This is a genomic window from Pantoea sp. CTOTU50773 (assembly GCF_032082325.1).
GTDB lineage: Bacteria > Pseudomonadota > Gammaproteobacteria > Enterobacterales > Enterobacteriaceae > Pantoea > Pantoea communis.
The window spans coordinates 1-9,309 of sequence record NZ_DAMDQC010000171.1 but is presented as its reverse complement, the minus strand read 5'-3'; the positions used below and the strand labels follow the sequence as shown (position 1 = coordinate 9,309).

General features: G+C 53.6%; 7 protein-coding genes and 1 pseudogene. 1 reads left to right on the top strand and 7 read right to left on the bottom strand.

Features of this window, described 5'->3' with window-relative positions:
- Positions 1–101: 101 nt before the first annotated feature.
- The 6 genes from nhaA to tal form a co-directional block, all read right to left on the bottom strand.
- Entirely contained in the window at positions 102–1,280 is a 1,179-nt protein-coding gene (nhaA, locus tag RT340_RS19710; protein WP_034826111.1) for a Na+/H+ antiporter NhaA, read from the bottom strand.
- 167 nt (positions 1,281–1,447) lie between these two features.
- The gene (gene dnaJ, locus RT340_RS19705; RefSeq protein WP_313377543.1) at positions 1,448–2,593 is read right to left on the bottom strand and encodes a molecular chaperone DnaJ; all 1,146 of its coding nucleotides are present in this window, start codon (positions 2,591–2,593) and stop codon (positions 1,448–1,450) included.
- Positions 2,594–2,696: 103 nt separating this feature from the next.
- Complete coding sequence (gene dnaK / locus RT340_RS19700) at positions 2,697–4,607, bottom strand: molecular chaperone DnaK (protein WP_097118312.1); 1,911 nt, start codon at positions 4,605–4,607, stop codon at positions 2,697–2,699.
- Between the two features lie 212 nt (positions 4,608–4,819).
- Positions 4,820–6,121, bottom strand: coding sequence for an MFS transporter (locus RT340_RS19695; RefSeq protein ID WP_211729153.1), 1,302 nt, complete (start codon positions 6,119–6,121; stop codon positions 4,820–4,822).
- A 112-nt stretch (positions 6,122–6,233) separates the two neighbouring features.
- Complete coding sequence (mog, locus tag RT340_RS19690; protein WP_038649159.1) at positions 6,234–6,821, bottom strand: molybdopterin adenylyltransferase; 588 nt, start codon at positions 6,819–6,821, stop codon at positions 6,234–6,236.
- Positions 6,822–6,944: 123 nt separating this feature from the next.
- The gene (tal, locus tag RT340_RS19685; protein ID WP_034826122.1) at positions 6,945–7,898 is read right to left on the bottom strand and encodes a transaldolase; all 954 of its coding nucleotides are present in this window, start codon (positions 7,896–7,898) and stop codon (positions 6,945–6,947) included.
- Between the two features lie 213 nt (positions 7,899–8,111).
- On the opposite strand from tal, the gene yaaA reads away from it, so the two are divergent.
- Positions 8,112–8,888: a peroxide stress protein YaaA gene (gene yaaA, locus RT340_RS19680; RefSeq protein ID WP_058959371.1), complete on the top strand. Its 777-nt coding sequence runs from the start codon at positions 8,112–8,114 to the stop codon at positions 8,886–8,888.
- A 62-nt stretch (positions 8,889–8,950) separates the two neighbouring features.
- Here the strand turns inward: yaaA and RT340_RS19675 are convergent.
- Positions 8,951–9,309, bottom strand: a pseudogene (locus RT340_RS19675) (threonine synthase); the annotation flags it as partial.

The window sequence follows — 9,309 nt, the reverse complement described above, 5'->3', positions numbered from 1 at the left end:
GTACCACGGAGCCGGTTTTGCACACCTGCCAGAAATAATAGAGATGATTGAAATTGAGCTGATTCATTATAAAAAAAGGAGGCTTACGCCTCCTTCCCTGTTTATCGCAGTTTGATACGCAGCAGCGTGTAACCAATTACTGCCGACAGCAGCGAGCCACTGAGGATACCGAGTTTCGAGAAGGTCACCAACTGCTCATGTGCGGCGTCAAAGGCCAGTGAACTAATGAAGATCGACATGGTAAAGCCAATGCCGCACAGCACACCGATCGCCATGATATCGCGTATTGCGGTGCCGTTCGGCAACACCGCCAGTCGCCACTTCACTGCCAGCCAGCAGAACAACGTGATGCCCAGCGGTTTACCGATCAACAGGCCGAGGATAATGCCCAGTGGCTCCGGTGACAGCACGTCGCCAAAGGTAATGCCACTTAAAGAGATACCCGCGTTAGCGAAAGCGAACAGCGGCAGAATCAGCCAGTTTACCCAGGGCATCAAACCGTGTGCCAAGTGTTCGGCAGGCGAATGGCCATCCTTCTCTTCCAGCGGCACGAAGAAGCCCACGATCACCCCTGCCAGCGTGGCATGCACGCCGGATTTAAGCACAGCGGTCCACAGCACCACGCCCACCAGCATGTAAATCGCAATGTTACGCACTCCGCAGCGGTTCAATATCGCCAGCAATACGATAGCGCCAGCTGCGACGCTCAGCGACAGCACCGAGAGATCGCTGGTATAGAACAACGCGATGATCACGATAGCGCCGAGATCATCAATAATCGCCAGTGCCATCAGGAACACTTTCAGTGCGGCAGGTACGCGGCTGCCGAGCAGTGCCAGCACACCTAAAGCAAAGGCAATGTCAGTGGCAGTTGGGATCGCCCAGCCGTTGCGAGCGATTTCATCAGCATGATTGAAACCGAAGAAGATCAGCCCGGGAACCACCATACCACCGAGCGCTGCAATCACCGGGAAGATGGCACGGTCGCGACTGGCTAATTCACCAATCATCAGCTCACGCTTCACTTCAAGGCCGATTAACAAGAAGAACAACGCCATCAACGCATCGTTGATCCACAGCAACAGGTTTTTGCTGATATCCAGTGCGCCAAAACGAATTTGCACCGGCTCAGCGAGGAACGATTGATAACCTTGCGCGGTTTCTGCACTGTTGGCGAGGATCATTGCCGCAACAGCGGCAAGAATAAGCACGATGCCGTTGCTGGCATCGCTCGCGATAAAGCTCTTCAGTAAGCTTCGAATACTACGGGGTTTGTTCACAACTCCTCCTGAGCAGGACAATTTTTAGCGGCTAGTTTAGCGGCGTAAATACCTCGTTAAAAGCAGCTTATGTCTCGTTTATAGATCGGTAATAACGATCTATTAAATCACAGCCATAAAAAAAGCGGAGAGTCGCCTCTCCGCTTCATTGTGAACCACTTACCCGATTAGCGGGTCAGATCGTCAAAGAACTTTTTCACACCATCGAAGAAGCTTTTAGAGCGCGGGCTGTTTTTCTCACCCGTTGGGCCGCCAAAGCTCTCTTCCAGCTCACGCAATAACGCTTTCTGTTTGTCGTTGAGGCTAACTGGCGTTTCCACCACCACACGGCACAGCAAATCGCCAACGGCTCCGCCACGAACCGACTTTACACCTTTACCGCGCATGCGGAACAACTTGCCGGTTTGCGTTTCAGACGGCACTTTCAGCTTCACACGACCATCAAGAGTAGGCACTTCGATCTCGCCACCCAATGCCGCCATCGCGAAGTTGATCGGCACTTCACAGTACAGATTGTTATCTTCACGCTCGAAGATCGGGTGTTTCTTCACCGAGACCTGAACGTACAGATCGCCTGCTGGTGCACCATGCTCACCCGCTTCACCTTCGCCACTCAGACGAATGCGATCGCCGGTATCCACGCCTGCCGGGATTTTCACCGACAAGGTTTTCTGGCGTTCAACGCGACCATGTCCATGACAGGCATTGCACGGATCTTTGATCACCGAACCACGACCGTGACAGGTCGGACACGCCTGCTGCACGGTGAAGAAGCCCTGGCGCATCTGCACCTGGCCCGCACCGTGACAGGTCGAACAGGTCTGTGGCTGCGTACCCGCTTTGGCCACGCTGCCGTGGCAGACATCACACTCTTCCAGGGTTGGGATGCGGATCTCTTTGGTCACGCCGCGTACCGCTTCTTCCAGCGACAGCTCCATGTTGTAGCGTAAATCGGCGCCACGGGCAGCACGCTGACGGCGTCCACCACCAAAAATATCGCCAAATACGTCGCCAAAGATATCGCTGAAGTCAGCACCGCCGCCGCCAAAGCCGCCGCCACCGAATCCACCACCGCCCATGCCACCCTGTTCAAAGGCTGCATGGCCGTACTGGTCATAGGCCGCACGCTTCTGCGCATCGGTCAGGACTTCGTAGGCTTCTTTAATCTCTTTAAACTTAGCTTCGGCTTCTTTATTGTCCGGGTTACGGTCCGGATGGTATTTCATCGCCAGGCGCTTGTAAGCCTTTTTGATTTCACGCTCATCTGCGGATTTAGAGACGCCTAAGATCTCGTAAAAATCACTCTTAGCCATTTTGTTCTGCCCTTAACATGATCGCACGGGCGTGGAGAGATCTCCTACGCCCGTGCTGGTTTCAACGGCTGTCAGGCCAGCCGTCGCGCCCGGTCAGGGGCAATTATTTTTTATCTTTAACTTCTTCGAATTCAGCGTCGACAACATCGTCATCTTTCTTCGCTGAAGCGTCGCCAGCATCTGCTGCGCCCGCCTGGCCTTGCTGCTGCGCCAGTTCCATCAGTTTGCTTGAGACTTCCATCAATGCCTGCATTTTGGCTTCGATTTCTGCTTTATCTTCGCCTTTCAGCGCGGTGTTCAGCTCGGTCAGCGCAGACTCGATCGGTGCTTTGTCTTCAGCAGACAGTTTGTCACCGGCTTCGTCCAACTGCTTACGGGTGCTATGCGCAATCTGGTCACCCTGGTTGCGCGTCTGCACCAGCTCTTCGAACTTACGGTCAGACTCGGCATTCGCTTCTGCGTCACGCACCATTTTTTCGATCTCTTCTTCGTTCAGACCTGAAGAAGCTTTGATGGTGATCTTCTGCTCTTTACCGCTGTTTTTGTCTTTCGCAGACACGTGCAGGATACCATCGGCATCGATATCGAAGGTCACTTCGATCTGCGGCATACCGCGCGGTGCAGCCTGAATACCGTCGAGGTTGAACTGGCCCAGTGACTTGTTATCACCTGAACGCTTACGCTCACCCTGCAGCACGTGAATGGTCACGGCAGACTGGTTATCTTCAGCCGTCGAGAACACCTGGCTGTGCTTAGTTGGGATGGTGGTGTTCTTGCTGATCAGCGAAGTCATCACGCCACCCATGGTTTCGATACCCAGCGACAGCGGGGTTACGTCCAGCAGCAGAACGTCTTTCACTTCACCGGCCAACACACCACCCTGAACCGCAGCACCTACAGCAACGGCTTCATCCGGGTTCACGTCTTTACGTGGCTCTTTACCAAAGAACTCAGTGACTTTGGCCTGAACCATTGGCATACGCGTCTGGCCACCAACGAGGATTACGTCGTTGATATCAGAAACAGACAGACCAGCGTCCTGCAGAGCAACTTTCAGTGGCTCGATAGAACGGGTCACCAGATCTTCAACCAGTGATTCCAGCTTCGCACGGGTCACTTTGATGTTCAGGTGCTTAGGACCGGTTGCATCTGCAGTGATGTACGGCAGGTTAACGTCGGTCTGCTGCGCTGAAGACAGTTCAATCTTCGCTTTTTCAGCCGCTTCTTTCAGACGCTGCATCGCCAGCGGATCGTTATGCAGATCGATGCCCTGATCTTTCTTGAATTCCGCGACTAAGTAGTTGATCAGACGGCTGTCGAAGTCTTCACCACCGAGGTGAGTATCACCGTTGGTCGCCAGTACTTCGAAGGTTTTCTCGCCATCAACTTCATCGATTTCGATGATAGAGATATCGAAAGTACCACCACCCAGGTCATATACCGCGATAGTACGGTTGCCCTGACCTTTATCCAGACCGTAAGCCAGTGCGGCTGCGGTAGGTTCGTTGATGATACGTTTTACGTCCAGACCCGCGATACGGCCGGCATCTTTGGTTGCCTGACGCTGTGCATCGTTAAAGTAAGCTGGAACAGTGATAACCGCTTCGGTTACCGCTTCACCGAGGAAATCTTCCGCGGTTTTCTTCATCTTTTTCAGCACTTCAGCAGAGATCTGCGGTGGTGCCATTTTCTGGTCTTTCACGTTCAACCATGCGTCACCGTTATCAGAACCGATGATTTTGTAAGGCATGATTTTAATATCACGCTGCACTTCTTCGTCCTGGAAACGACGGCCAATCAGGCGCTTGATCGCGAACAGGGTGTTCTGCGGGTTAGTCACCGCCTGACGTTTAGCCGGCTGACCGACCAGAGTTTCGCCATCTTGTGTATATGCAATGATTGACGGTGTGGTGCGATCGCCTTCGGCGTTTTCAAGCACACGTGCTTTACCACCATCCATAACCGCAACACATGAGTTGGTTGTACCCAAGTCAATACCAATAATCTTACCCATCTAAACGTCTCCCACTTAAATTCTTTGTCAATTAGCGTTGTTAGCAGATGTGCGGTCAAACTGACCCTTTTCAACTGCTGTGACAGCCTTTTTTTGCTGCCTGACATCACTCGATGACAACTAAATGGGGCCGCTTCAGAGCGCATCAAGGGTTAAAACTAAAATAATTTTAAAAAAATGCGGAAAAGAAAAAGGCGCTTACGCGCCTTAGGTTAGACATTCACCTGATTGAGCAGCGTCGATCGCTGTTTTTCGCTCTGCAGCCACAGGCCAACCAGCAAGCCAATCAGCGCCAACGCCAGCACATACCAGGCCGGCGCCATCGGCGTGAGTTGCATCATCAGCGTCACGCTAATCGGTGTCAGACCGCCAAAAATCGCATAGGCCACATTGTATGAGAAGGAGATGCCGGTGAAACGCACCGCCGCCGGGAACGCTTTGACCATTACAAAGGGCACCACACCCACCACGCCCACGCTCAATCCCGCCAGGCCGTACCAGACGAACAGCATCTCAGGCGAACCATCCAGTTGATGGAAGAAGTTCCAGCTGAAGATGGCCAACAGCAACGAACCGCCCATCAGCGTTAATGCCGCGCCGAAGCGATCCACCAGCCAGCCAGCGACGACGCAGCCGATCAGCAACATGATGGTAGCAACGCTATTCGCCTGCAGACTTAACGCTGCGGGAATCGCATGCTGCTTCTGCATTAACGTGGGTGCCATCAGGATCACCACCACAATGCAGGCCGAAAGCAGCCAGGTGACCAACATCGACACCACAATCCCGCGCTTATGGCTGGTCAGAATGGTTTGCAGCGGGAGTTTCTCGGATAATGCTTTACGCTCCTGCATCTGTTTAAACACCGGCGTTTCATGTAACCAACGGCGCAGATACATTGCCAGCAAACCAAACAGGCCACCGAGGAAGAACGGAATGCGCCAGCCGTGATCGCGAATCGCAGCCGGTGAAAGTGTGGTGTTGAGTACCGTTGCCACCAGCGAACCCAGCAAAATCCCCGCCGTTAAACCCGCCGTCAGCGTGCCGCAGGCGAAACCGATGCGTTTCTCCGGCACATGCTCAGCCACAAACACCCACGCGCCCGGCACCTCGCCACCAATCGCCGCGCCCTGCAGCACGCGCATCAGCAGCATCAAAATCGGCGCTGCGATGCCAATACTGGCATAAGTCGGCAGTGCGCCCATTGCCAGCGTGGGTAACGCCATTAATAGAATGCTCAGACTAAACATCTTCTTGCGCCCAACTTTGTCACCAAAGTGCGCCATGATGATGCCGCCCAGAGGGCGCGCCAGATAACCGGCGGCGAAAATCGCGAAGGTCTGCACCTGACGCAACCACTCTGGGATATCCGGCGGGAAAAATAGCTCGCCAATTACGGCGGCGAAGAAAACGAAGATGATGAAGTCGTAGAATTCCAGCGCCCCGCCGAGGGCGGCCAGCGACAGGGTTTTATAATCCTGGCCGTTGAGACGGCGCGATGTGTGTGCATCCATAGTCGTGCGGTATCCAGAGGCAAGTCAGTGTGGTTGTAAAGCTGGAGTTACTATACCGTCAATATTTCGCCACACCAGTACCGCTGGATTTTATGCCTGAAAACGGCGATTTTCAGACGTTTGTCTCACGCCTTGCACTTTTAGGGCGAAATGCTGCTACCACCTCGGGATCGGTTTCCACATAGGGCCCTTCCAGTAACTGTAAACAATAAGGTACGGCGGCAAAAATGCCTGGCACTTTCACTGCACCATCTTCTGCTTTCAGCCCTTCCAGCGTCTCTTTGATGGATTTGGGCTGGCCCGGCAGATTGAGGATCAGCGACTGTTTACGTATCACGCCCACCTGACGCGAAAGGATCGCAGTCGGCACAAACTGCAGGCTGATTTGGCGCATCTGTTCGCCAAAACCCGGCATCTCACGATCGGCGACCGCTAAAGTGGCATCGGGTGTCACATCGCGGCGCGCAGGACCGGTTCCGCCGGTGGTCAACACCAGATTGCAGAACAGTTCATCGACCAGTTCGCAGATCGCCTGTTCAATCATCGGCTGCTCATCGGGCACTAAACGGGTTTCGATTTCAAACGGGGTAGTCAGCGCGGCGGCGAGCCAGCTTTCCAGCGCCGGAATGCCTTGATCCTGATAAATGCCATTAGCAGCACGATCGGAAACGGAAATTAATCCAATACGTAAAGTATCCATTAAGTTATCGCTGTGGTTGACCGCAATGCGGCAATTGAAGGGGAATGCAAAAAGGATAATACAAAGCGGAAGCGAGGGGAAAGCGTAAAACCGTGGCGACGGGTGCCGCCACGGCAAATCACCTTACAGCAGTTCGGCGATCATCTTCTCAAGTTTGCCCTGATCGATGGCAAAGTTGCGGATACCTTCAGCCAGTTTGGTCACGGCCATTGGATCCTGGTTGTGCTGCCAGAAGAACTCAGCTTCGGTCATTTTCGCAGGGCGCGCTTTGACTTCACCGGTATAGCTCAGCTTGCGCTCAACCGCGCCTTCGCTCTCTGCCAGCTCTTTCAGCAGGCCCGGAGAGATGGTCAGACGGTCACAGCCGGCCAGTTCGATGATTTCACCGATGTTACGGAAGCTGGCACCCATTACCACAGTTTCATAACCGTGCTGTTTGTAATAGTTGTAGATTTCCGCCACTGACACTACGCCTGGATCTTCATGCGCAGCGTACTCTTTCTTGTCGGTGTTCTGCTTGTACCAGTCGAGGATACGGCCTACGAATGGCGAGATCAGGAACACGCCTGCTTCAGCACAAGCACGCGCCTGCGCGAAGGAGAACAGCAGAGTCAGGTTACAGTTGATGCCTTCTTTTTCCAGCTGCTCAGCAGCACGGATGCCCTGCCAGGTTGAGGCCAGTTTGATCAGGATACGGTCGTTGCTGATGCCCGCATCGTTGTACAGTTTGATCAGGCTACGTGCCTTCGCGATGCTCGCTTCGGTGTCGTAGGAGAGACGTGCGTCAACTTCGGTAGAGATACGGCCTGGGATCAGTTTCAGAATTTCCAGACCAATGTTGACGGCCAGCTTGTCAGAAACCAGTGCCAGCTGCTCTTCTTTGTTGCTGCTCTGCTGACGTGCCCAGGTAATGGCTTCGTCAATCAGTTTGCGGTATTCAGGGATTTGAGCGGCGTTGAGGATCAAAGAAGGGTTGGTGGTCGCATCTTGCGGCTGATAAAGCTTCATAGCCGCGATATCACCGGTGTCGGCGACCACAGTAGTCAGCTGACGCAAGGAAGTAAGTTTGTCCGTCATGGTTCTCTTTCTCTTAGGTTGACTGTCAGGGTGTAAAAGGCTGTTGGGATAATATCACGCACAATTCAGTGCGCAACATCACGAAGTGCCTCATAACGATAGCGCTAACAAATGGGAGCGATTTGCCGATCCGTGCAGCTTTTTTGCTACACTCGTCGCAACTTAATTCCCATCAATCCCCTGTTAACAAGCGGGTCAACAAGGACAAACACGATGCTGATGGTTATCTCGCCAGCGAAGACACTGGATTTTGAAAGCCCGCTGGCGACACAGCGCTTTACGCAGTCAACACTGTTAGAAAAATCACAACAGCTGATCGATGTTGCGCGCGATCTTTCACCGGCGCAGATCAGTTCACTAATGAGCATCAGCGACAAACTGGCACATCTGAATGCCGATCGCTTCAACCAGTGGCAGCCGCCCTTCACGCTCGAAAATGCGCGTCAGGCAATTCTGGCGTTTAAAGGTGACGTGTACACCGGTTTGCAGGCTGAGACGTTCAGTGATGCAGATTTCGATTTTGCCCAGCAGCACCTGCGCATGCTGTCCGGTTTATACGGCGTGCTGCGCCCACTGGATTTGATGCAGCCTTATCGTCTGGAAATGGGCATCAAGCTGGCCAACCCGGCGGCGAAAGATCTCTACGGTTTCTGGGGTGATTTACTGACGCAGAAGCTCAATGAAGCGATGGCCGAGCAAGGCGATGAGGTGCTGATCAACCTGGCATCTGATGAGTACTTCAAAGCGGTGAAGCCGAAGCAACTGAACGGTGAGTTGATCAAGCCGGTGTTCCTTGATGAGAAGAACGGCAAGTTTAAAGTGATCAGTTTTTACGCCAAGAAAGCGCGTGGCCTGATGAGCCGCTATGTGATTCAGAACCGCCTGAGCAAGCCCGAGCAGCTGAAACAGTTTGATGTTGATGGCTACTTCTTTGCGGCTGATGAGAGCAAAGGTAACGAGCTGGTGTTTAAGCGCCACGAACAGAAATAAAAAAGGTCGCCATGATGGCGACCTCACTCTTCAAAACGCGCATGGTCGCGCGCCTGTTTGCATTACTTCATCAAGAAGTTACGCAGTTCAGCGAAGTCTGCCGCCATATTATGCGACAGCAATGGCAGCTCAGCGCGCTCTGCCAGCTCTTTTGGCAGCGGCAATTCCTGACCCAGAATCTCGTCCACGCTCTCTTTGAACTTGGCCGGATGCGCGGTGCCGAGGAACAGGCCGAACTCGCCTTCCTGCAGGTTGTCGCGCAGCATGCGATAGGCAATCGCCGCGTGCGGTTCAGAGATGTAGCCAATTTCCGCCAGCTCACGCATGGTGGCTTTGGTGGTCTCATCCGATACCGCGCCAGACACCAGATCGGTCAGGCGCCAGGTTTTACGACGGAACAGCTCTTCCACGCGCGGCCAGT

What these genes read in the sequence shown, in the direction of transcription:
- dnaJ (WP_313377543.1), bottom strand. Translation starts at nt 2,593, where the DNA reads ATGGCTAAGAGTGATTTTTACGAGATCTTAGGCGTCTCTAAATCCGCA.
- yaaA (WP_058959371.1), top strand. Translation starts at nt 8,112, where the DNA reads ATGCTGATGGTTATCTCGCCAGCGAAGACACTGGATTTTGAAAGCCCG.
- RT340_RS19695 (WP_211729153.1), bottom strand. Translation starts at nt 6,121, where the DNA reads ATGGATGCACACACATCGCGCCGTCTCAACGGCCAGGATTATAAAACC.
- dnaK (WP_097118312.1), bottom strand. Translation starts at nt 4,607, where the DNA reads ATGGGTAAGATTATTGGTATTGACTTGGGTACAACCAACTCATGTGTT.
- tal (WP_034826122.1), bottom strand. Translation starts at nt 7,898, where the DNA reads ATGACGGACAAACTTACTTCCTTGCGTCAGCTGACTACTGTGGTCGCC.
- mog (WP_038649159.1), bottom strand. Translation starts at nt 6,821, where the DNA reads ATGGATACTTTACGTATTGGATTAATTTCCGTTTCCGATCGTGCTGCT.